Below are 23,456 nucleotides of genomic sequence, written 5' to 3'. Positions count from 1 at the left end.
AAAAGTGAAATCTGCTTCTGAAGAAGCAACCGCAATGCTCGAAGAGACCATGGAAGTGACTCGCGACAGCATTATGGAAATCAACCTCAAGGCTGTCGATGCTGCAAAGGATAACTCCGAAGCTGCATTCTCGCACATCCGCGACATGTTTGGTGTGAAGAGCCTGTCTGAAGCGATCGAACTTCAGTCTGCTTACAATAGCAAGCAGTACGACACGATCAGCCAGCAGGTGAAAGACATGCAGGAAACAGCAACGAAACTTGCGACCAGCATGTCTCAGCCAGCCAAAGAGGCGTTCGACAAGTCCATGAAAGAAATGAAGCTCGCATAAGCCCGGCTAATTTTTTTCAAAAAAATACATATCCTCCCGATTGGATTGCACAGCATTTTGCAACTCAGGCGGGAGGATTTTGTGTTTAAGCCTCTGAAAAACAGAGTGAAACCACCTAGTCGCAGTGGGTAAGTGCCAATTTTTTATCAGTGTTGTGGACTTTTTTCATTTTGATGTTTCAAGGGACTTGCCAACCTTAAAAATTGAACCTATGTTCCGCGCCACTGGCAAGCAGACGTAGCTCAGTTGGTTAGAGCGTCGGATTGTGGCTCCGAAGGTCGGTGGTTCGAATCCACTCGTCTGTACCATCTCTTCTTAAGGCTCCTTAGTGAGATAGTTGAGATCATCTGCTTCGCCAGTTCTTTTCCCTAATACTTTGAAAAGATTTCCTTATTCCTGTGGCAACTGCTTGGGAATGAGAATGGCATTTGCATTCTTCTCGATTATTTCTCCCAGCCAGAACGCACAGTCAGACTGCTCAAATAAATCTTCAAAGTTCGCATCACTTTCCGCACCCTGCAACACGTTGAAGTTTGAAGGGTTGCCGATCTTGGGCCATGCCCAAAGCTTCCAGTCTTTAGAAGGACCTGCTTCCGGTGTCTTGGCAAACTGAGCCCACAGAGCGTTCATTCTCACGGCAAGCGCTTTGTCTTCTTCCGTTGAGTTTGGGGGCATGTTGTTGAAGACAAACGGCAGTTCCGAAGCATGGCAGGCATTGCCCCACTGGTTTTGCGGGCCGCAAACATTATTCACCTTCGGATTTGTAGGGGGCTTTTCCATATTTTCAACGGACGTCTGCGCGAAGAAGTAAAGCCACGTGTTGTTGGTTGGCTTCTCTCTCTCAATGTTTGCTGACATCGTTGGGCAAGCAAAAACAGAGTTGCCAATCAAGTTAGAAAGAGCTGTTGCCGGTGTCTTGGGCTGCAGGCCATGAGCAGCCGGCGTTTGCGCGCCATAACCCTCGCGTCCAACGATCAGCATCGGGTTTTCATAGTCACGTCCAAGAATGCCATTGAACGTCACCGCATTCAGATTGCCAGTTGCGTCAATGAAGTTGGCAAACAGAACGCCTTCATCCTTGTTGAAGCCCAACATCAAAGGCTTCTCGTTGCCTTTCTCCATCTGCACGTTAGGCTGTTCCTTCAGGAAGCTACCGTCAATAATCGGCGAAAACGCAATGCTGCCGGGCAGGGCGCTCAAGAATACGCCCTTTTTAAAGAGGTGGTCCTGCAGCAGGGCTTGAGCGAGAAGAATTTGTCGTGTGGTTGCCTTCTCAAGATCATCCAGCTGAGCCGTCAATGCGCACTCATCTGATTCCGGATTGCGAATAGCAGCGCGCAGGCACTTCAGATAGAAGTAAAACAAATCCCGGCCTTCTTCCTTATTGCGGTATTTATAGGAGGCTGCGCTGCTCTGCATGATTCCCGCGCGGAACAGATCCTGAGAGCTATCTGCGCTGAACATATGCAATCCAACCGCCATCGCACCGGAGCTAACGCCGAAAATCGTCACCTGATCAGGATCTCCCCCGAATGAGGTGATGTGCTTCTGCACCCACTTCAGGGCTGTTTGCTGATCCTGAAGACCATAGTTTCCACCATTAGACGGTTCTTGTCCTGTAATCCCATCTGTCGCCAAAGTACCCAGAATGCCAAGGCGGAAGTTGACGGTCACCAGAACGATGTTCTGGTCAGCGGAAAAAGACTTGCCGGTATAAAGCTCAATGATCTCACCATCAGCAGCGTGATAGGCCTTATCAGCCCCACCAGCCATGAAACCACCACCATGGAAAAACACCATAACCGGCAGTTTGCTGAGGTTCTTGATGGCGCCAGCCGGCGCCCAGATGTTCATGTAGAGGCAGTCTTCCTCACCGCGCAGCTGATCTTTCGGATTCCAGATAGGCTGCGGGCAGCGAGCGCCGTATTGCAAAGCCTCGTAGCCGTTGGGCTCGTATTCATCAAACACGCTGGAAGGCTGCCAACGCGCCGCTTGCCCGTACTGCACCCCTTTGAAGACACTAAGCAGCTGGCTGCCACTGTCATCGGCTTTGCCGCAAAGGATCTTCTTGTTGCTCAAGGTAATGCAGGGCTGTTCTGGCGGAGCAGGCTGGTCCGGCGCAAAAAGCAGCTGATCATTAGCATTTGGGCTTTGAGCATATGACCCTGTTATGGTGAGAATGCTGAATGCTAGTGCAAGCACCGTTTTCATGGAACCCCGCCTTCTTATCTGTTTTGGGCTTCCTCTAGTGTTCGCCTTTTAGGAAAAAACGGCGTTAAACAGCATGCTTTAAAATGCCTTGCTGAAATTGTGGCAAATTTTTGAGTGTCAAAATGCTTTGTTTAATTCATTGATGATTTTTGTGACTGCTATCACAAACTAAAGAAAGTGGCTGTTTTCAGCGACAAATCCGGTGGAATTCAAGGACACTCACCCCTTGAGCACTTGTATTAGGCGCTCAGTGGCTTTTGATAGGGTTAATGTTCGAAGTGAGGCCAGATTCACGACGATTCATCTGACCCTCAAAATTACGATGTGAGAATTTTAAATGAAAAAACTGATGCACGCCGCGATTGCTATTGTTCTCGGCCTTTCCGTTGCAGCATGTACCACAACCAACCCGTACACTGGTGAGTCCCGCATTTCCAAAACCGCTGGCGGTGCTGGCCTTGGTGCTGCGACCGGCGCAATCATCGGTGCGATCGCTGGTGGTAAAAGTGCACGTGTTGAAGGCGCTCTCGTTGGTGCCGCCGCAGGCGGCCTGATCGGTGGCGGTATCGGCAACTACATGGACCGTCAGGAAGCGCAGCTTCGTCAGCAGCTTCAGTCCTCTGGCGTTTCCGTAACCCGTAACGGCAACCAGATCGTTCTGAACATGCCAAACGACGTAACCTTCGCTGTTGGGCAGGCAACTCTGTCTTCCCGCGCAATGCAGGTGCTGAACAGTGTTGCTCTTGTTGCTAAAGAGTTCCCACAGACACGTCTGAACGTTTACGGTCACACCGACAACACCGGTTCCGCTCAGTTTAACCTGCAGCTTTCCCAGCGCCGTGCTGACTCTGTCAGCAACTACCTGTTCAACCAGGGCGTCAATGGTGCACGCATCTCCGCAGCAGGTTACGGCCTGACCAGCCCGATTGCTTCCAACGCAACCGAAGCTGGCCGCGCACAGAACCGTCGCGTAGAAATCATCCTGTCTCCACTGAACTAATCAGCCAGACAGGCAAAAGTTTTAGAACGCGGTCCCTTACCGGGGCCGCGTTTTTTGTTAGTCTCTTATCGGCAATAGGGGAGGCTCGCACATGACACAGAACGATCTAGCCGCATCACATTTCCAAAACGCTGGAGAAGATTACGCGAAGTATCGCCCAACTTATCCTCCTGAGCTTGTCGAGTTTCTGGCAGCACAGTGTAAGCGCCACTATCTTGCTGTTGATGTTGGTTGCGGAACAGGCCAGTTCAGTGCCTTGATTGCCAGACACTTCCAGCAAGTCCTAGCCACCGACGTCAGCGCTTCTCAGATTGAAAATGCAGCAGCTGTTCCAAACATCCGCTTTGCCGTAGAACCCGCTGAGCGGTGCTCGGCGGAAGGCACGAGCGTTGATCTGATCGTAGCAGCACAAGCAGCCCACTGGTTTGATCTGCAGAGTTTTTATCAGGAAGCCAGACGTATCGCCGCTCCCAGTTGCGTACTGGCGCTTGTCAGTTACGGTGTGCTTTCCATAGACAATGCTAAATGCAACGATCGCTTCCGCCAGTTCTACTACGATGAAATCGGCCCTTACTGGCCACCAGAGCGCCAACATGTCGACAATGGCTATGCCAGTTTTGACTTCCCTTTTGAGGAGCTAAGCTACCCGGCAATGTCCATTGAGCGAGATTGGTCACTGGAGCAGTTTCTCGGCTACGTCCGCACATGGTCATCAGTGAAAGCGGCAGCCAAGGAAGGTAAAGCAAACCTGACGGACAGCTTTGCCAAAGAGCTTGCAGGCCTTTGGGGGGACCCGCAAGAACGCTGCAAAATCAGTTGGCCCATCGCAATGCGTCTGGGCCGTATCTGATCTCTGATAGGCCTTACAAGCTGCTCGGCCATCGAGTGTGCAGGTCGTCAATCTTGAACTCGTGCACGTGACTCTTCCCCACTTTGTCGACGCCTTTGGCCCAGTGCGGGTCATTGTCTGGCAGGTCTTCGTGGCTATGACGCAGCTTTTGCGCATCTTTGCTTGGCCATAGCACCATGGCAGTAAACACGCTGATCCACGCCAGAGCCGCCATGGAAAGAAAACTGGTGGGAATACCAAAGCTGGAACCAACCCAGCCTGCCAACGGGTATCCAACCAGCCAACACACATGGCTCAAAGCAAACTGACTGGCAAACACGGAAGGCAGATCACTCCCTGTTGCTGACCGTCGCAAAACACGGCCTGAGGGCGTCTGCGCTGCAGAGTAACCAAGCCCCATCAGGAACCAGAGCGGCAACAACTGCGTAAAGCTGCTCAGAAGAAAACCAAAGCTCAGACACACGGCCATTACGCTGGCGCCAAGGATCATCACACTCCGGTCTTTGAAGCGTTCCAGCACCTTCGGCAGGCTAAGTGCTGTGATCATGGAGCCCGCCCCAAAGCAAGCCAGAGCAATGGCAACATCATCAGCTTGCAGCCCAAACGTGCCTTGCACAATCACCACGGTGTTCACAATCACCATGGCACCACCTGCAGCAACGGCCAGATAAACAGCCAGCATGCCGCGCAGGCGAGGGGTGCTCAGATAGATACGTGTTCCCTGTGTAATGCGCTTCACTGTGCGCTGGTTCTCAATCGGCTTCAGCTTGGGCAAGGTTACGGATACAACAAGCGCAGCAGAAGCGAGGAAGCCAATCACCGTGCCGCCAAACAACCCATGGAAGTTGATCACCAGCAGCAATCCAGCCGCAATCGTCGGGCTCAGCAGGTTCTCCAGATCATAGGCAAGTCGGCTGAGAGAGAGGGCGTTTGTATAGTCTTTCTCTTCTGGCAAAACGTCTGGAATAACCGCCTGAAAGCTAGGCGTGAACGCAGCCGAAGCCGATTGCAGCACAAAGATGAGCACGTAGATCTGCCAGATCTCAGTCACGAAAGGCAGTGCGAGCGCAACCGCTGCACGGATAAGGTCTAGCCCCACAAGCACAGCACGCCGTGGCAGACGCTCAACAAAAGCCGCAGCGATGGGAGCCAGCCCAACATAAGCAATCATCTTGATCGCAAAGGCGGTTCCAAGCACTGAGCCAGCTTCATCTCCGGCGATGTAAAACGCAAGCAGGCTCAGCGCGACAGTGGCGAGGCCAGTACCGAACAGTGCAATAACTTGGGCAAGAAACAGGTGGCGGTAGGTACGGTTCGCGAGTACGGAAAGCACGCGGAAACTCCTTTGGCTTCTTGTTTTCTTGAGTTTAGTATATCCCCCTACAGGTAACGGGAGATTGCCTTGAACTCTTCAATCGTTTGCTCGGAATTTGCTTCCGGATTGTCGACTGCATCATCAAGGCAGTGGTCGAGGTGATCGTAGATCAGGGTCTTTTTCGCCTGCATTACAGCTTTCTCAACTGCATGAAGTTGTTGGGCTATTTCCACGCAAGGTCGACCATCCTCAATCATGTCTATGATTGAGCGCAGATGCCCATTGGCGCGTTTCAGACGATTAACAATTCCCGGATGGGATTGGTGTGTATGCTTCTCAGTCATGACTCGCTTATATCCCCCCTAGGGGGATATCGCAAGAAGGCTTCAGATTGCTAAATCGCGGATAAATCATTTCAGTAACCCTTCGTGATATGCTTCGCAGCACAATGAAGTCGGCTGTTTGGCATCAAGACCGCGGAAACGAGGGCTTGTCTGCCAATGCAGAATGCTGAAACTGAACCTGATTGATGGATATGCGTTGCCAGTTAGGTGTGCCGGGAGAGTGACGTGCCGGATAACTTTGTTTTTGCAGTGGACACGGATGGCGGCATTGATGATGCCATCGCACTCATGATGCTGATCGGCGCTGGTAAGAAGATCGACTTCATCACCACCACATTTGGCAATGTGGATGTAGAACAAGCCACGCAAAACATTCTGGATACGCTGGCCATCTGCAATGCAGACATTCCCGTCCACAAAGGTGCGTCTGATCCCACCGTTGGTGAACGGATTGATGCTGTTTATGTGCATGGTCAAGATGGCTTAGGCGGTGTCGAGCGCCCACAGCATCTGCTTAAACCTTCAGGTGAAACAGCCCATAATGCGCTGAGAGATGTCCTGCGAAAAGCTGAGCTTGGTGGTCCCAAACTCCAGATCCTGACCATTGGACCGCTGACCAATCTGGCAGAGGTGCTGCGAGAAGAACCGGACCTGGGAGCAGGGATAGACCGTATATGGACAATGGGCGGCACTTGTCATGGCAGAGGCAACGTCACACCTGCAGCTGAGTTCAATATTCTATGCGATCCGGAAGCCGCCAAAATGGTGCTTTCACAGGCGGTTAACACAACCATGATCCCGTGGGAGCCTAGCCTTCATGATGCCCTCCCAGGGGATGTGGTTGATGGCATCTTTGATCGTCTGGGCGATACGATCCCCGCCAAATTTGCTGAGCATATGTGCGCTTTCATGCGCCAGCGTGGTCAGACCTGGTATCACGAAGATCTGCTCATCCTGCCCGATCCTCTGGCGGCTGCGGCCCTGTTGGATCCGGAAGTGATCGCCAGAACAATTGTCTGCGGCGTTCTGGTGGAAACCGGCGGTGAGTTTGCCCGCGGCGCAACCATTCTGGATCACGAAGGCAAAACACAGGCTCCAATCATCGGCATCATGGAGCAAGCCGACCGCACGAAAATGGAGCGTATTCTGGAAGGTACACTGGCAGCGCTTGCATCACGCCACCAGTGATATCATCAAAGAAGCAGAGACCATGCAGTGGCGGCAAGCATCGCAACAGCCATGGCAATCGTAATGCCGCGCATCAAGGTTCCTTCTCCGATCACCTTCAGAATTGAAACCCCAACCATCGCCCACATGCTGTGAGAGATCATGCCGCCAATCAGGAACCCGGCGGTCAGGATCGCGGCGTTTTCATAAAGCCCCATACCATTTGCTGCGAAGAAGCTTGTGAACGCCACAAGGCTCATGGCCCATGTTTTCGGGCTAAGTGGATGAATGAGCAAACCTTCCCAGAAGGTTGGCAAGCTGACTTCGCCCTTCGGCTTGATGTTCAGCTGCACGATGCGCCATGCCAGATAAGTCATGTAAGCCATAGACGCGAACTTGAAGAATGTAACCAACGGGCCACCGCGTGCCATCAGCTGCCCCAACCCAAAGGCCACACATAGGTTCAGCACAAGGCTACCGATCTCCGCCGCAACAATAACCGGAAAGGCGGTGCGATAACCGGCGCTGGCGCCAATTGCCATGAAGGTCAGGTTTCCCGGTCCCGGTGTGCCGGTCATAATGGCTACAAAAATCGCAAAGGCGCTGAGTGATGCCCAATCCATATTGTCATTCCAGTCAATTGATACAATCTACACAGCGTGCTAAGTTATTGTATCGATCGTATCTATCAATTGCTTTATTGTTATGAATACAATGTGGAAGCCTGACCCAAACAAGCTCATCTCCCCAAAATACCTAAGCATTGCAACGGCTTTGGAACACGACATCCTGACAGGCCGCCTTGTGGAAGGTGATCGCCTGCCGCCGCAACGCGAGCTGGCTTACCAGCTTGGTGTGACGCTTGGTACAATCACCCGTGCCTATGCTGAGGCAGAGCGTAGGAAACTGGTGCGCGGTGAAACGGGCAGGGGCACGTACATCGCCAAAACCAGCAGCACGCACTCCCCGCTGAGTCTAATGCCCAACACAGAAGGCATCCAGAGCTATGATCTTGCTCGCAATTTAGGGATGGCGCACCTGAATCCGGATCTGGGCAGCATGCTGCGTGAACTGAGTGAAGATCCGCTCGTCAACTCGCTCAACGAATATGGCCCGTCAGAGGGCACGCCGCAGCATCGTGAGATTGGCGCACACTTCCTCTCTGAGTTTTATGGGGCACCTGCCAGGCCCAGCCAAACACTTGTCACCTGTGGCGCTCAGCACGGCATTCAGATTGCTCTGCAAGCCATGTTCAACCGCGGAGACGCCATCGCAGTTGATGCAATGATCTACCCACCCATTCTGTCTGTCCTGCCAGCTCTGGGGCTTCAGATTGTGCCGATTGATGCGGAGTGTGATGCAAACGGCCATATGGGGGCAATGTCTGCAGATGCATTGGAGGACGCTTGCAGTAAACACGATATTCGCGGTGTCTTCCTCATTCCGAACGCTCAGAACCCAACCACCCACACGATGACCAGCAAAGAGCGACAAAGGCTGGCCGCCGTCATTGAGAGGCACAATCTCACCGTCATTGAAGACGATCCCTATACGCCTTTCATATCGCAAAAGCAGGAGAGTTTTCTGGAACTCCTGCCAGAAAGCACCGTGCTGATTGGTTCACCGTCCAAGGTTATGTCCGCAGGTCTTCGGACCGGCTATATCCATGTTCCAAACAACGTCAAAACAGCCTTTGCAAACGCCATTGGCGAAAGCACATGGATGGCCTCTCCGCTCAACGTGGAGATCGTTTCCAGATGGATCATGGGTGGAGAGCTGCAAACAACACTGCAGATAAAGCGGGATCTTCTAAAACGCCGCTACCATGCCCTCAAGGCGATGTTCCCGGGAGTCACGCTGCAAGGCGGTGAGGAAAAGCTGTTTACATGGATGCAGTTGCCGGAGCAGCAAAATGCAGAGTTGGTGGAGCAGGCTGCGCTTTTGCGTGGGGTTGAGGTGCTGTCTCATAGCCATTTTCAGGCCGCACCGCGCACAGATACCAACGCACTGCGCATCAGTCTTTCAACCATCGCGCAGGACGCTCACTTTGAGGATGCCATATCCTTGCTGAAAGACTCCATAGATCAGCTGGGCAGCAATCAAACACCACGTCCAATGGTTGGCTAGGCAATAAAAAAGCCCCTGCCTGAAGTTCAGGCAGGGGCCGAAATCTGACCTAAGCCAGCATACTAAGAGATCTTAGTATGGGCAGGACATGTCGCTCATGTAGTCATGAACGGTGATTTTGCCTGCGATGATGTCTGCGCGAGCTGCTTCAACAGCTGCTTTCATCTCTTCGCTAACCAGTGGAGCGTTGTTTTCGTCCATTGCGTAGCCAACACCGTCTTCAGCAAGACCAAGAGACTGGATGCCGGTGGTGAACTTGCCTTCTTTCGCATCCATGAATGCGTTTGCAACAGCGACGTCAACGCGCTTAACCATGGAGGTCAGCACTTTGCCTGGAGCCAGGTGGTTCTGGTTGGAGTCAACGCCGATGAACTTCTTGTCTTCATCAACAGCAGCCTGAAGAACACCAAGACCGGTGCCACCAGCAGCAGCGAAGATCACGTCTGCGCCACGTGCGAAGTGAGACTTAGCAAGCTCACCGCCTTTAACTGGGTCGTTCCATGCAGCTGGAGTAGTACCAGTCATATTAGCGAACACTTCACCGTCTTTGTTGGTGGTCAGTGCGCCCTGCTTGTAGCCACAGGAGAACTTGGAGATCAGCGGAATGTCCATGCCGCCCACGAAGCCGATCTTGCCGGTCTGGGAAGCGAGCATTGCCATCATACCTACAAGGTAAGAACCTTCCTGCTCTTTAAAGACAACAGAGCGAACGTTTGGCAGATCAACAACGGAGTCGATGATTGCAAAGTTTACATCTGGGAATTCTTTAGCAACTTTTTCAACTGGAGCTGCTTGTGCGAAGCCCATTGCGACGATTGGGTTCATGCCGCGGCGAGCAAAGTTGCGAAGAGCCTGCTCACGCTGGGAAGCGTTGGAGATCTCAAATTCGCGATATTCGATACCGGTTTCAGCCTTGAAAGCCTCAGCACCATTGTAAGCAGCTTCGTTGAATGACTTGTCGAACTTACCGCCCATGTCAAAGATAACTGCAGGTTTAAAGTCCGCTGCCATAGCAGTTGTGCTCATTGCTGCTGCCAATACTGCGGTTGCAGCGATGGTTTTGATGGATTTCATACCCATTCCTCCGTTATATCCCAATGGGAAACCTTCACGTTGCCCGGTCGCCAAGTCTGTTTTCACCACAAGTTCCCAACCTGGAGACTCACCTCATTGAGGTTAGCGTCTAAGTGCATACCTTCCCCTGCGTAAGTCCAGCTAAGTGTTAGCTTGTCCTTAATTATGCGCCTATAGGTTGTCCAAAACGATCAGGCATGTTGAAAACAGTTCTGTGTACGGCCTTTAGTTGGACACATGCCGGTGTTAGGATCAAGGTTAAAATGCGAATAAATATATTAGGACTGCAAAATTTTTCAGTTATCCGCCAATTTGGCTAATATTGTTCGTTAGAACCATCAAAATTGCTTAGTGATCACGCAGGAGTTTGGGGTGTTCGAATCATTTATTGAGACTGTAAAGGTCAAAACTAGAAAAGCTGGGCTATTACTTGGCGCTGGTCTGTTAGTTGTAGGCGTATCATCAGCCCAGGCAGCGACCTGTGGAGATACTGGAGCAGGCTTTGACCGCTGGCTCGCATCCTACAAAAATACGCTGCAATCCCAGGGGATCTCCAAGGCAACTATTAACAAGTCACTGAGCGGAATTACGTATAACCGCAAGGTCATTGGTTACGATCGCAATCAGAAATCCTTCAAACTCAGCTTCGAAGAATTCTACAAGCTTCGCGTCAACAATGCGCTGATTAACAAAGGTCGCAAGTTGATGAAGAAGCACAACGCGCTCTTCACCCGCATTGAGAACGAATTTGGCGTTCCGCGCGAAATCATTACCGCTATCTGGGGCCTTGAAACAGGCTATGGTCGTGGCATCGGTAAGATGAATACCATTCGCGCACTGGCAACGCTGGCCTATGACTGCCGCCGCGCAGATTTCTTCCGCAACGAGCTGTATCATGCACTGTTGATCGTCCAGAAAGGCGACTTGCAGCCAAGCGAAATGAAGGGTGCATGGGCAGGCGAACTCGGCCAGACCCAGTTCCTCGCTTCCTCCTACATCAAGTTTGCGATTGACTACAGCGGCGACGGCAAACGTGACCTGCTGTACAACACAGCAGATACTCTGGCATCCACCGCGCACTTCCTCATGTCCTACGGCTGGCAACCGGGCCAACCATGGGGACCGGGCACACCAAACTACGAAGTGATCCGCTCCTGGAACCGCGCTGGTGTGTACGTCAAAACCATCCAGATCATGGCTGAAAAACTGAGCAACTAATCCAGCCTGAGAAATGTAAAAAAGGCCGCTGAGTGTTCTACTCAGCGGCCTTTTTATTTAGTCGTTTTTCGGTATGCGCAAGTAGTAATCGTCAGGCAGCTCGCGCTCAACCAACGCGGTGAAGAACTTGTTTCCAGCCTCAATGAGGCCAAATTGCTCCATAGGGGCTAAGGTATTGTCTTTTACGACGTTAGGGCCAAACACGATCGCAAGATTTGAAGGTTGCATCTTGTTTACATCTGCCTTCTCAGCAATCATCCTGGAAAACTTTACTGTGTCTTGCACCATTTCTGGTAACTCATTCAGTGCAGGCAGATTATCGAGGACTGGATCATAGCTTTTCACAAAGTCCAAGACCTTCGCTAGCTCAGTGTTACTCATATTTTCTCTGAGGTTCTGCTTAAATGCGCCCGCAAGCTCGTGTTCTACTTTGCCATGTACGTTGTTATCAAAGTCCTGAGACGTCCTGTTCGCAATCAGCTTACTGATCTCATTCTTACTACCATTTACACGGGCCAATCCAACACTCGATAACTGCTCCGGGTTTTGCTCAAAGTATTTAATGATGCTTTTGTTCTGCACTTCAGCTTCATGCTTATGAAGCACAGCGAAATCGATACCTGTAGAAATCTGCTTTACCGTCAGGCTATGAAACTTTCCATCGGTGTATCCGCAGGCATTGCAGGCATACTTATAGGCCTGCTCGCCCAGCTCTTTGCCAAACTTGTCTTGCAGAGCTGTACGAAATGCGCCTTGATCCTGAGCTTTTTGCGTGCCCTCAGAGGAGCTGAGATTGTGCCAGGACACCAACTTGCCTGCCAGTGTGGAGCTTGCTTCACGGGTTTGCAAAGCGCCACTATCTGTCACTGTCAGCTTCTGATCCAGATTACCGTTAGCAACATGGCTGTCGATCGCGTTTTGAAAATGTGCGAGGTTAATTGCGGTCATACTCTCATACCCAAAGTTTCAAAAGAATGTTCTGTTGTGGTAGGCGCGGAGTGTTGCCAGTCCATCTCAAGCGGAGCTGAACTGCTCAGGCGCTCATGCCAGGAGGCGGAAGTGCTGATGAACTGCTCAAGCTTTTCCTGCAGTGTGAAAGAAGATTTATCGGCAATGTCGATCACCTGAGACAGGTTGATACGATCTGTGGCCGGATCAATGTTGAAGCTCATGCCATGGCCAAGCGTCAGCACGCAGTTCGTCTGCATAAGCGCCTTCAGCTTTGCCGGGTCTTCGCAAGGCTGCGTGTTCACTACCGCATTAAACAGCAGGGTCTGTGTGTCCTCGCGCCACTGTGCCGTCATGAAGAGGTCTTTCTCGAGCCCCAGAAGAAGCGTATTGTCTTCATTCAAAGACAGACCATCAAGGCCAATTCTTCGACCGATCTCATTCAGAAGTTCATCTAATAACTGGCGCATCGCTCCCCCGCCTTACTTGAGGCATCCAAGTCGAGGTGCTTGGATTTATTTGACTGTTGAGATCAGATTATTGTTTCGCATCAGAAAGCTCTGTTCTTTTCAGCACTAAGAAGCGACGGTAAGTGGTTTTGCGGAGAGCGTTGAGTGCGTGCCTTCAGCGAGCCAGAAGGCAGCGGTTGAAACCAAATCAATCAGCCTTTCAGGGACTTTGTGATCCTGCACATCATCAACGCTCCAGCGCTCGCAGTAAAGCGCCTGCATGCTGTCTTCATCAATTGCGAGCCGACCGGAACCTGTCGCGTTACCACGGCAGTTCGCTGAGAGCATTGCCGTTAAGATGTTCGGATCGCTGAGATTTAGATCTGGCAGATAGAAACTGAATTCCAGATTTCTGTCATCGACACGGCTCAGAAATCCAGAAAAGCTGCCCTCAAACACCAGCTCTGCATGGCCAGAACCATCAAACGCCAACTCAGGTAAACCAAGCGTTTGGCCTATAACTGCGGTGACACGATCCGCACTGTGCATTTGCATCTCCTCAATTACATTGTTTGAGAAGAAGCTAGCGGCGTGCCAAGGCGTGTGGTGTGTCAGAAATTACAACCAATAAGAAAAGTGCAAATAAAAACAAAGTTCTGTAAAGCACAAAGGTGCGCAGGGTTGGAGCGTGGCCAAAAAAGAAAGGCTCCGATGGAGTGTCGGAGCCCTACCTGAAAATCTGTTTTAGCTGTTCAGCGCTTCAAAGAGCGGTGGCTCTTCGCTCAACCCCATCAGGCGGCGCGCAGCGGTCAGCGTGTTGCTCATCAGCATTGCGATAGTCATCGGCCCAACACCGCGTGGAACTGGCGTAATCGCCGCTGTGTGACCCAGCGCTTCATCAAACGCCACATCACCAACCAGACGGGTCTTACCTTCACCTTTCTCAGGCGCAGGAATGCGGTTGATACCAACGTCAATCACGGTAGCACCCGGTTTCAGCCAATCGCCTTTGATCATCTGCGGACGACCAACAGCAGCAATCACGATATCCGCACTACGAACCACATCAGGCAGGTCCTTTGTACGGGAGTGCGCGATGGTCACAGTGCAATGTTCCTGCAGCAGCAATTGTGCAATTGGCTTGCCGACAATGTTGGAACGGCCAACAATCACAGCAGTTTTGCCGGAAAGGTCATCGCCCAATGCTTTCTTCGCCAGCAGCACGCTGCCTGCCGGTGTACATGGCACCAGCGCACGATCCGTGTTGCCGCTGCCTAGGAGGCCAACGTTGATTGGGTGGAACCCGTCGACGTCTTTCTCTGGTTTGATCAGATCAAGAACTTTGTTCTCGTTGATGTGCTTTGGCAGAGGCAGCTGCACGAGAATACCGTGAACAGCATCGTCTTCATTCAAACTCGTCACAAGAGCGAGCAGCTCTTCTTCACTCACATCAGCTGGCAAGGTGTGCGTGATGGAGTTGAAACCACATGCTTTTGCAGTCCGGCCCTTGTTGCGTACATAAACCTGACTGGCAGGGTCTTCACCCACAATCACAACAGCCAACCCTGGCTTGACACCTGTCTCAGATTCAAGGCGCGCAGCACGCGCAGTGATCTCGTCAGTTACAGATGCAGCAATGGCTTTGCCGTCGATAATAAGAGCCTCACTCATGGCAAGTCCTATTTAAAGATCACGGTACGATCACCGTTAAGGAGGATTCGGTGCTCCAGATGATAGCGGACAGCGCGAGCAAGAACCTGACTTTCCGTATCACGCCCCTGGGCAATGAGTTCGTTCACCGAATGGAAGTGTTCAACCCGGCTCACGTCTTGCTCGATGATCGGGCCTTCGTCAAGGTCAGCGGTCACATAGTGCGCTGTGGCGCCAACCATCTTGACGCCGCGTGCATGGGCCCGGTGATATGGTTTTGCACCTATAAAGCTAGGCAGGAAAGAGTGGTGGATATTGATCACCTTGCCAGCCAGCCTCTCACAAAGCTCGTTGGAGAGAATCTGCATGTAACGCGCAAGGATCACCAGATCGATGTTTTCGCGTTCCACCAGCTCCACAATCTGGGCTTCCTGCTCAGCCTTGGTCTCTTTGGTCACCGGCAGATAATGGAATGGAATCTGCTCATGCTCAACGCGGGACTGATACTTGGTGTGGTTGGAAGCAACCGCCACCAGGTCCATCGGCAGCTGACCGGTGGAATTACGGTAGAGCAGATCGTTCAGGCAGTGACCCATTTGGGAAACCAGCACCAGAACACGTGGCTTCTTGGAAAGGTCATGCACTTTCCAGTCAAAACCATAGCCCGTTGCCACAGGGCCAAAGCCCTCTTCAAACTGCTCTTTAGTCATCCCTTCAGGTGCATTGAAGGAAATGCGCATAAAGAAGCGGTTGGTCTCTGGATCGCCGTATTGGGCGCTCTCGCAGATGTTGCAGTTTTGAGAAGCGATTGAGTTAGCAACCGCTGCAACGATCCCTTTTCTGTCTCCGCAGGAAAGGGTGAGCACATAGTTTGCCTGAGTGTTCATAGGAGGCTTAATCTACACGTTTGAACTGAATTTGCTGCCGCGCACAATAGGCGGGAGCTCCTAATTTTTAAAGGGCAAATCATCATTGAAATGCAGAAAAAAGTGTTGTGCTGCAGCAATGTGATTCATTTTCATACCAGCGGTAGAAACCAATAAAACCACTAAGCTTGTGCGGACAGATCCAGATGTGCCGGACATGGGGTGCCAAGTACGAAATTACCCTGATAATTGCATTGGGAGATAACCGGGTATCAAATCAACCAGATTGAGAACAACACCGTAGATTTCTAGATTGAGCTTCGGTGCGAGCTCTCTGAACCAGGTTTCTGGGTGTCTGAAGACGCACCAGATCGACCGGGGGGCCGGGGGCGCGTCATGAAGCTCTTTATTGTTCAGGAAAGCTTCCTTGATGAAGACATTACAGAGATCACCGAGGTGGTCGCCAACGGTCTTGCCGCGCGCCAACACAACATCACGCTGATCACCCTTACCGGTAAGCCAAGAGATCTCTCCCACTACTCACCGCGTATCACACCAGTCTTTCTGGAAAAAGCCAGAGCTGCAGCAGCTGCTGCTGGTGTTGCCCGCATGGTGGAGAAAGAAAAGCCGGACATCATTCTGTCTCACGGTACCGGCAGCAACATCGCCTGCCTCAGTGCTGTTAAAACCCGCTCTCGTCTCAAAGTGCCTGTTGCAATCACACTGCATTCTTCAGTGACCATCTCCAGCAATCTGGCGATAGAAACCCAAAAGAGCGCAGCAACCATTGCCGTTCCTTTGCTCTATCGCGATGCAGATAGGGTAATCTGTACGCTAAAGTCCATTGAACACGTCGTTGATCTTTGCGAGCAGGTGCCCAAAGAAAAGACTTGCATCATCTATAATCCTCTTGTCGAAATGAACGTGTTTGAAACGGCAGCAGAGCCCATTGAAGAGGACTGGTTCGATCCCCATGGTGCGAACAAGGTGGTCAGTGTTGGTGGCACATCCAGCCAGAACGCCAATCACCAACTCCTGCGGGCCATGGCTCTCAGTCGCTACAAAGACAATCTGCGGGCTTATCTTCTCGGGCGAAGTGAGGATCAGGAGGAGATGCGGTTACTCGCTTCAAACCTGGCGCTGGATGATATCGTCACCATGCCGGGAGAGGTCGAGAAACCGGAGCGCTTCCTTCGTGCCGCCAACGTTTATGTTTCCATCTCCCAACAAGACAGTGTCCCTGGAGAGATGGTCCGTGCCATGGCTCTCGGTACACCAGTCATAGCTCTCAACAGTGGAGCAGGAGCGAGGGAAGCGCTTAGCGATGTTCGTAATGGTTGGTTGGTGCCAGCTGGAGATGCCGACAAGCTCTCTGAAGCAATCCTCGCCGCAGTCAAATGCGACCGCTCTGATGATACGCTGGCGACACGAGCCCGTGACTTCTCTCAGGAACGTGCGATTGATGCCTATGAGAAGCTGCTCCTCTCTATGATTTCTGAGCGTGTGTCTGACCTGCATTAAGCCACATTGAAAACACACATCCCATGGGATTTCGCAGCCTAACCATCTAATATAACTAGGTAAAATAGGATGTTACACACCATTAGTTTGGGATAACCCATTCCACATCAGAAGCGTGTTTGACCTGCAAAATCAGCATCAAGTACCCTTAGGTAAGCCGTGTCCTTGGCCAGTGTTTTAGTGTGCGTACAGCTTCGTTCTCCGCCAATAAAAGATGCAGGTCATTGGAGCACCTCTGTTGAGTTTCAGGTTCGGGTTAAGCAGCAAGCAGACGATGTCTCTTGCGCCTGCGTTGCGTGGGCGTTCAGGACTGCTGCTGCTTTTCATGCTCTCTGCCTGTATGGTTGGCCCGGATTTTAAAAGGCCAGAGCTCTCACCCGAAGCCCGCTATACCCGCAATGACCCGGGCGCAACAGTCTCCGCGAACATTCAGGGCGGCGCTTCTCAAAGCTTCTCCACTCAAAGAGATCTGCCCGGAGAGTGGTGGGAACTGTTTGAGTCCAAGGCGCTGAACACCTATGTCAGCCTCGCTGTCGCCAACAGCCCCACAATCGCGCAGGCTGAAGCCAACTTAAGACAGGCACAGGAAACCGCTTATGCAGCGGGCGCTGCGCTTTATCCGACAGTCACGGGCAATGCCAGTCGAAACCGGCAGAAGTTCCCGATTGGCGGTGGTGGAGCCAGTGAGATCGTGGCGAACCTGAATCCGTTCTTCACGACCTACAGCCTATCACTGGCCATCTCTTATACGCTCGACGTTTGGGGAGGCACACGTCGGAACATCGAGTCTCAGGTCGCGAATATTCAAAACAACCAGTTCCTGGTAGAGGCAGCGCATCTGACGCTGACATCCAACCTGCTAAATGCGGTGATCTTGGAGGCCTCCCTAAGGGGCCAGATCCGTGCAACGGAAGAAATCATCAAGGTACAGCAGAAGCAGCTTTCCATTCTGCGGGCGCAGTTCAGGCTGGGTGGTGTGGATGAAAGTCAGGTCCTGCAACAGCTTGCAACACTGGAGCAAACCAAAGCGACGCTGCCACCCCTGCAACAACAACTGGTTGTTCAGAAGAACCAGATCAAGACGCTGGGTGGTTTCTATCCGACCCAGAACATCGTGAAGGAGTTTGATCTTTCAGATCTGAAGCTGCCGCGAAAGCTACCTTTGAGCTTACCGTCAGAACTGGTTGCTCAACGCCCAGACGTGCGCTCTGCGGAGGCACAGCTCTGGCAGGCCAGTGCAAACATCGGCGTTGCTCTGGCAAACCAGCTTCCTAGTTTTCAAATCACGGGGAACGTTGGCAACGAATCTGATGTCTTCAATCGCCTGTTCTTTTCTGGAACTGGTGCCTGGCAAATCAACACATCAATCGCGCAAACTATTTTTGATGCTGGAGCGCTAAACAGCCAACGCAAGGCCGCGGTTGCTGCCTTTGAAGCCTCAGCTGCCAATTACCGTGAAACCGTTGTGACAGCATTTGGAGATACGGCCAATGCCATTGCGGCTTTAGAGAATGACGCCCGCGCATTGAAGGCCAGTTTGGCAGCAGAACGCTCAGCCAGAAAAAGCCTGCGCTTGACACAGCAGCAATACAATGTCGGGGCCATCGACCTGACAACGCTACTGCTCGCAGTGCAAACCTACCAGCAAGCAAAAATCAATCTAGTGCAAGCGCAGGCTGCCCGCTTCACAGACACAGTCGCTCTTTTCTTCGCGCTGGGCGGAGGGTGGTGGAACCGTCCGAATGCTGCGCCAATCAGGGATGGAAGACCTCTCACCATCATCTCGGCTGTACCGCCGTTTAATCGCAAGCAGATACAGCCGGTGAACCAGCCATGAGCGAACACAAAAAGCCCAACATAAAGAAGAACATGATCATCATGCTGATCTGCGTGGGCATCGCATTCGGTGGTCTCTATGCATTCCAGCTTTATAAAGGCCGGGTTCTGAGCAAGATCGTTTCAGGACTACAAAACAAGATCGAAACCGTCTCTTCTTACAAAGCCACCAAGCAGCTTTGGACGGATAAAGTCTCTGCCGTCGGCACGCTCATCGCCATCATGGGAACAGACCTGACCCCTGAACTGCCGGGCACGATCACCCATATCAATTTCTCTTCCGGTGAGGATGTCCCAAAAGGCATGTTGCTGATTGAGCTGGACACCACGCAGGAAGTGGCGCAGCTGAAGTCTCTGCAAGCTCAGGAAACTCTGGCTCGCCAGACCCTCGACAGGGATCTGAAGCAGTACAAAGTCAATGCCGTCAGCAAGCAGCAGATTGATGTCGACTGGTCGAACCTCAAGAACCTTCAGGGGCAGGTTCAGAACCAACTGGCGATCATCGCGAAGAAAAACATCCGTGCGCCATTCTCAGGCCGACTTGGCATTCGGCAAGTAAGTGTCGGGCAGCTTCTCAACCCGGGGCAGGCCTACGTCAACCTTCAGCAGCTTGATGATCTCTTCGTTGATTTCTATATCCCGCAGCGCTTTCTCAGTACGATCAAGCAGGGGCAGGAGATCGAGGTTTCAGTTGATACCTATCCTGACCTGACGATCAAAGGCAAAGTGGTTGCGATTGATGCTCAAGTAACCGTAACCAATGGTAACGCCAGAGTGCGCGGACGCTTTGCCAATCCCAATAAAGAGCTGATCCCGGGCATGTTTGCGGACGTGGAGACGGTGATCTCCGCACCGAAAGAGCAAGTCACGGTGCCCCAAACTGCTGTCACCTATAACTCCTATGGCATCACGGTGTATGTGCTGACCAAGACAGACGAAATGCACATGAACAAGCCCGTCTACACGGCCAAACAGCGCTTCATCGAAACCGGCTCAAAACGCGGCGATCAGATCGTCATCTCCAAAGGCCTCAAGGCGGACGAGTTGGTGGTGAGCGCTGGGCAGCTCAAACTACGCAATGGCTCCAAGGTGGTGATTGATAACTCCGTATTGCCGCTCAATGACCCTAACCCGAAACCAGTCGAGCAGTAGGAGGGGCCATGAACAGCTTCACTGAGATCTATGTTCGTCGCCCCGTTCTGGCCTCCACCATCAGCCTGATGATCTTGGCGCTGGGCCTGCGCGCCATCTTCCTATTGCCTGTGCTGGAATATCCTAAAACAGAAAACGCCGTCATCACCATCTCTACCACGCTGTTTGGTGCCAGTGCCGAAACTGTTGCAGGCTTCATCACCACCCCATTGGAAGAAGCCATCGCGCAGGCCAATGGCATCGACTACATGACCTCCACCAGTGCCAGCACGGTCAGCACCATCACAGTCAATCTGGTGCTCAATTACGATGCTGATAAAGCGTTGACGGAGATCAACACCCAGATCAGCTCGGTGCTCGATCAGCTGCCGCAGGAAACCCAGAACCCGGTGCTGACCATTCAGATCGGTGAAACCATCGATGCCATGTACATTGGCTTCACCTCAGATGTGATCGACCGTAACCAGCTCACCGACTACATCGTGCGTGTCGTCCAGCCGCAAGTGCAGGCTATTGAAGGCGTGCAGAACGCAGAGCTGTATGGCGAAAAACGCTTTGCCATCCGTGTCTGGCTCTATCCTGAAAAGCTGGCAGCGTACGGTTTGACAGGCACCGATGTCTCAAACGCTTTGGCTAGAAACGACTTCATTTCCGGGGTTGGCAACACCAAAGGGCAGATGGTGCAGGTGGAGTTGACGGCCAACACCAACCTGACGGATGTGGAGGAGTTCCGCGAGCTGGCAGTTGCTCAAAACGGTGGTGCCATTATCCGTCTGCGCGATGTGGGCAGAGTGGTACTGGGATCAGAAGATTATGACCAAGCCGTACTCTACTCAGGAAAACCCGCCGTTTATCTCGGCGTGCAAGCTGCCCCATCCGCAAACGTGCTCGCCATGCTGGAGGAGGTGCGCCAGCTCGTCCCAAACGTTCAGGCAGCTATGCCACCAGGACTGGAAGCTAGAATCGTTTACGATTCCGGCCTCTTCATCAACGCTGCAATTGATGAGGTGATTAGCGCACTTGTTGAGGCACTGGTGATTGTGACCTTCGTGGTTTTCCTCTTCATTGGCTCTCCGCGAACCGTCGCCATTCCGGTCATCGCAATCCCACTCTCGCTCATCGGCACCTTCTTCATCATGCTGGTGCTCGGGTACTCCATCAACCTGCTGACCCTGCTTGCCTTGGTGCTTGCCATTGGCCTCGTGGTGGATGATGCGATCATCGTGGTGGAAGATGTAGAACGACATATCTCAGAGGGCAGTACACCGTTTCGGGCAGCCGTACAGGCCGGGCAGGACTTGGGCAGGCCCATTATCGCGATGACGGTGGTGCTAGTCGCCGTGTATGCCCCCATTGGATTTCAGGGCGGCCTGACAGGAGCGCTGTTTACAGAGTTTGCATTCACAGTTGTCGGCTCCGTGACCATCTCAGCCATTGTCGCGCTTACGCTTACGCCGATGATGAGTTCCAAAATCCTGAAGGCCAGATCTCAGGAGTCGACCGGTTGGGATGACGCCCTGACCAGAACGGTGGACGATATCTACGACCGGTTCCGCAAACGCTATTTACGCGCGCTGGAAGCATCTCTGGATAATCGCCCGGTCGTTCTTACCTTCGCATTCCTGATCCTTGCCAGTATTCCGGTCCTCTATTCCACCTCACAGCAAGAGTTGGCCCCTCAGGAAGATCAGGGACTGGTCCTGGCCCAATCAACGCCAGCACCTTCCGCCACCTTGCAGCAGAAAATGCTCTATACCGAGGAAATCTATCGCATTGCTCATGGGTACTCTGAGGTTGAAGGCGTCTTCCAGCTGGTGCTCTCTTCCAGCGTTCTGTCCGGTGTCCTGCTCACACCATGGGATGAACGCGATAAAACAGCCACCGAATTGCAGTACGAAATGCAGCCCTTCATGGAAGGGGTAACAGGTTTTGAAACGGTGATGTTCCAAAACCCACCACTGCCAGGCAGCAGCGGCTTGCCGGTTCAGTTCGTCATCAAGACCACCCAACCTGTCGAGAAGCTCTACGAAGTTGGGTCACAGGTTCTGGAAGAAGCGCAGAACTCCGGCAAGTTCATCTTCATCGATAAGGATCTGAAGATCGACAAACCGCAGGGCAAAATCAACATTGATCGCGATCGGGTGGCCGAACTGGGGCTTACGCTACAGGATGTTGGTCAATCCCTGACGGCTATGATGAGCGGCGGCTACATCAACTACTTCGATTTTGATGGCCGTTCCTACAGGGTTATTCCGCAGATCATTCAATACGACCGCCTCAACCCGGAGCAGCTTCTCGACACCTACATCAGTGTACCCAACAGCACGCCCACACCCAGCGGGTCTTCGAGTGGCGGCGCGCAGAGCAGCGCGGTCTCTGGTAGTGGCGGTGGCGCTGGCGGCGGTGGTGGCAGTGCAGCTTCCAGCAGTGGCACCAGCAGCCCGGCAGCCAGCGGTTTCGGCAGCAGCGGTAGCGCTGCACAAAGCGGTGCATCCGCTCCTGTCACGACAACCACCACATTTGCATCAGGTGGTTCTGGCGGCGGTGGTTCTTCAACCAGCATTGCCCCGCAAAGCACCGTTGTGCCGCTCTCCAGTGTGGCAACGCTTGATATGCAAGTTACGCCGGAGTTCATCCCGCACTTCCAGCAGCAAAATTCCATGACCCTCTCTGGCGTACCAAGCTTCGGTGTACCTCTGGCAGAAGCCTTGCAGGTTCTGCAGCAGATTGCAGCAGAAGAGCTGCCAGAAGGGTACGATGTGGACTATGCCCAACAATCCCGCCAGTTTGAGCAGGAAAGCAGCGGCTTTGTTGTCACCTTCGCTTTTGCTTTGCTCATTATCTTCCTGACACTTGCCGCCCAGTTTGAAAGCTACCGCGACCCGATCATCATTCTCGTCTCTGTGCCCATGTCCATCGCAGGAGCGCTGTTCTTCATCAACATCGGGCTAGGCGGCGCCAGTATCAACATTTACACGCAGGTCGGCATCATCACGCTCATGGGGCTGATCTCCAAGCACGGCATTCTCATCGTGGAAGTTGCCCGCGAACTGCAGGAAAATCAGGGCGCAACCAAACGGGAAGCCGTGGTCGGTGCCCTGCAAATCCGCCTGCGTGCGATCCTCATGACAACAGCCGCCATGGTGCTCGGCGTTATCCCTCTGGTGCTGGCCAGCGGTGCAGGAGCGGCCTCCCGCTTCAACATGGGGCTGGTGATCGCAACCGGCCTGTCCATCGGCACGCTCTTCACGTTGTTCGTGGTGCCCAACGTTTACATGCTCATCGCGCAGGACCGTTCAAAACTGACCCAACCTGATGAAAACGCAGAAGGAATGCCAAAAGGAGGCGGAGAACCAGATCCAGCCTCCTAAGATCAGACTGGGTCTTTTGAAAATCA

Annotated in this window: 20 protein-coding genes and 1 tRNA gene; 11 read left to right on the top strand and 10 right to left on the bottom strand. The window is 52.6% G+C overall.

The features are described 5' to 3' along the window. Positions 1-331 (top strand): phasin family protein (locus PJE062_RS24380; RefSeq protein WP_008552777.1); only part of this gene is annotated, 331 nt, incomplete at its 5' end. A 231-nt stretch (positions 332-562) separates the two neighbouring features. Then, positions 563-639 (top strand) — tRNA-His (locus PJE062_RS24375). Between the two features lie 82 nt (positions 640-721). Here PJE062_RS24375 and PJE062_RS24370 read toward each other — a convergent pair. Further along, positions 722-2,542: a carboxylesterase family protein gene (locus PJE062_RS24370; RefSeq protein WP_008552697.1), complete on the bottom strand. Its 1,821-nt coding sequence runs from the start codon at positions 2,540-2,542 to the stop codon at positions 722-724. A 337-nt stretch (positions 2,543-2,879) separates the two neighbouring features. On the opposite strand from PJE062_RS24370, the gene PJE062_RS24365 reads away from it, so the two are divergent. Together PJE062_RS24365 and PJE062_RS24360 are read left to right on the top strand one after the other, a co-directional pair. Next, a complete protein-coding gene (locus PJE062_RS24365) occupies positions 2,880-3,542 on the top strand; it encodes an OmpA family protein (protein ID WP_008552718.1) in 663 nt (220 codons plus the stop codon). Between the two features lie 91 nt (positions 3,543-3,633). Continuing rightward, a complete protein-coding gene (locus PJE062_RS24360) occupies positions 3,634-4,392 on the top strand; it encodes a class I SAM-dependent methyltransferase (RefSeq protein ID WP_008552721.1) in 759 nt (252 codons plus the stop codon). 13 nt (positions 4,393-4,405) lie between these two features. On the opposite strand, the gene PJE062_RS24355 is transcribed toward PJE062_RS24360, so the two are convergent. Together PJE062_RS24355 and PJE062_RS24350 are read right to left on the bottom strand one after the other, a co-directional pair. Continuing rightward, the gene (locus PJE062_RS24355) at positions 4,406-5,725 is read right to left on the bottom strand and encodes an MFS transporter (RefSeq protein WP_008552741.1); all 1,320 of its coding nucleotides are present in this window, start codon (positions 5,723-5,725) and stop codon (positions 4,406-4,408) included. A gap of 47 nt (positions 5,726-5,772) precedes the next feature. After that, entirely contained in the window at positions 5,773-6,051 is a 279-nt protein-coding gene (locus PJE062_RS24350) for a metal-sensing transcriptional repressor (protein WP_008552792.1), read from the bottom strand. Between the two features lie 225 nt (positions 6,052-6,276). Here PJE062_RS24350 and PJE062_RS24345 point away from each other — a divergent pair, with 225 nt between their 5' ends. Continuing rightward, positions 6,277-7,239 (top strand): nucleoside hydrolase, encoded by a 963-nt coding sequence (locus tag PJE062_RS24345; RefSeq protein ID WP_008552682.1) that lies wholly within the window; start codon positions 6,277-6,279, stop codon positions 7,237-7,239. 5 nt (positions 7,240-7,244) lie between these two features. Here the strand turns inward: PJE062_RS24345 and PJE062_RS24340 are convergent, their stop codons facing one another. Then, positions 7,245-7,841 (bottom strand): LysE family translocator, encoded by a 597-nt coding sequence (locus tag PJE062_RS24340; protein WP_008552745.1) that lies wholly within the window; start codon positions 7,839-7,841, stop codon positions 7,245-7,247. Positions 7,842-7,932: 91 nt separating this feature from the next. On the opposite strand from PJE062_RS24340, the gene PJE062_RS24335 reads away from it, so the two are divergent. Further along, a complete protein-coding gene (locus PJE062_RS24335; RefSeq protein ID WP_008552723.1) occupies positions 7,933-9,345 on the top strand; it encodes a PLP-dependent aminotransferase family protein in 1,413 nt (470 codons plus the stop codon). A 72-nt stretch (positions 9,346-9,417) separates the two neighbouring features. Here PJE062_RS24335 and PJE062_RS24330 read toward each other — a convergent pair whose 3' ends face one another. Then, a complete protein-coding gene (locus PJE062_RS24330) occupies positions 9,418-10,419 on the bottom strand; it encodes a BMP family protein (protein WP_008552761.1) in 1,002 nt (333 codons plus the stop codon). A gap of 351 nt (positions 10,420-10,770) precedes the next feature. On the opposite strand from PJE062_RS24330, the gene PJE062_RS24325 reads away from it, so the two are divergent. Then, positions 10,771-11,637, top strand: coding sequence for a lytic transglycosylase domain-containing protein (locus tag PJE062_RS24325; protein ID WP_008552726.1), 867 nt, complete (start codon positions 10,771-10,773; stop codon positions 11,635-11,637). Between the two features lie 57 nt (positions 11,638-11,694). On the opposite strand, the gene PJE062_RS24320 is transcribed toward PJE062_RS24325, so the two are convergent. The 5 genes from PJE062_RS24320 to purU form a co-directional block, all read right to left on the bottom strand. Next, positions 11,695-12,585, bottom strand: coding sequence for a Rho GTPase-activating protein (locus PJE062_RS24320; protein ID WP_008552674.1), 891 nt, complete (start codon positions 12,583-12,585; stop codon positions 11,695-11,697). Continuing rightward, positions 12,582-13,055, bottom strand: coding sequence for a type III secretion system chaperone (locus tag PJE062_RS24315; protein WP_008552709.1), 474 nt, complete (start codon positions 13,053-13,055; stop codon positions 12,582-12,584). The genes PJE062_RS24320 and PJE062_RS24315 overlap by 4 nt, the downstream gene beginning before the upstream one ends. 105 nt (positions 13,056-13,160) lie before the next feature. Continuing rightward, a complete protein-coding gene (locus PJE062_RS24310) occupies positions 13,161-13,583 on the bottom strand; it encodes a type III secretion system chaperone (RefSeq protein WP_008552724.1) in 423 nt (140 codons plus the stop codon). 195 nt (positions 13,584-13,778) lie between these two features. Then, a complete protein-coding gene (locus PJE062_RS24305; protein ID WP_008552752.1) occupies positions 13,779-14,705 on the bottom strand; it encodes a bifunctional methylenetetrahydrofolate dehydrogenase/methenyltetrahydrofolate cyclohydrolase in 927 nt (308 codons plus the stop codon). An 8-nt stretch (positions 14,706-14,713) separates the two neighbouring features. Then, complete coding sequence (gene purU, locus PJE062_RS24300; RefSeq protein ID WP_008552676.1) at positions 14,714-15,571, bottom strand: formyltetrahydrofolate deformylase; 858 nt, start codon at positions 15,569-15,571, stop codon at positions 14,714-14,716. 375 nt (positions 15,572-15,946) lie between these two features. Between purU and PJE062_RS24295 the strand changes: the two genes are divergently transcribed. The 4 genes from PJE062_RS24295 to PJE062_RS24280 all read left to right on the top strand — a co-directional run bounded on the left by PJE062_RS24295 (position 15,947) and on the right by PJE062_RS24280 (position 23,430). After that, positions 15,947-17,071: a glycosyltransferase gene (locus PJE062_RS24295; RefSeq protein WP_008552683.1), complete on the top strand. Its 1,125-nt coding sequence runs from the start codon at positions 15,947-15,949 to the stop codon at positions 17,069-17,071. A 274-nt stretch (positions 17,072-17,345) separates the two neighbouring features. Beyond that, on the top strand, positions 17,346-18,908 hold the full coding sequence (locus PJE062_RS24290; protein ID WP_050773977.1) for an efflux transporter outer membrane subunit: 1,563 nt from the start codon (positions 17,346-17,348) through the stop codon (positions 18,906-18,908). After that, positions 18,905-20,059 (top strand): efflux RND transporter periplasmic adaptor subunit, encoded by a 1,155-nt coding sequence (locus PJE062_RS24285; RefSeq protein WP_008552758.1) that lies wholly within the window; start codon positions 18,905-18,907, stop codon positions 20,057-20,059. The genes PJE062_RS24290 and PJE062_RS24285 overlap by 4 nt, the downstream gene beginning before the upstream one ends. Before the next feature lie 8 nt (positions 20,060-20,067). Further along, entirely contained in the window at positions 20,068-23,430 is a 3,363-nt protein-coding gene (locus PJE062_RS24280) for an efflux RND transporter permease subunit (RefSeq protein WP_008552700.1), read from the top strand. Positions 23,431-23,456: the final 26 nt, after the last annotated feature.

Source organism: Pseudovibrio sp. JE062 (assembly GCF_000156235.1).
In the GTDB taxonomy this organism is placed as follows: Bacteria; Pseudomonadota; Alphaproteobacteria; order Rhizobiales; family Stappiaceae; genus Pseudovibrio.
This window is presented reverse-complemented; position numbering and strand designations above follow the sequence as displayed.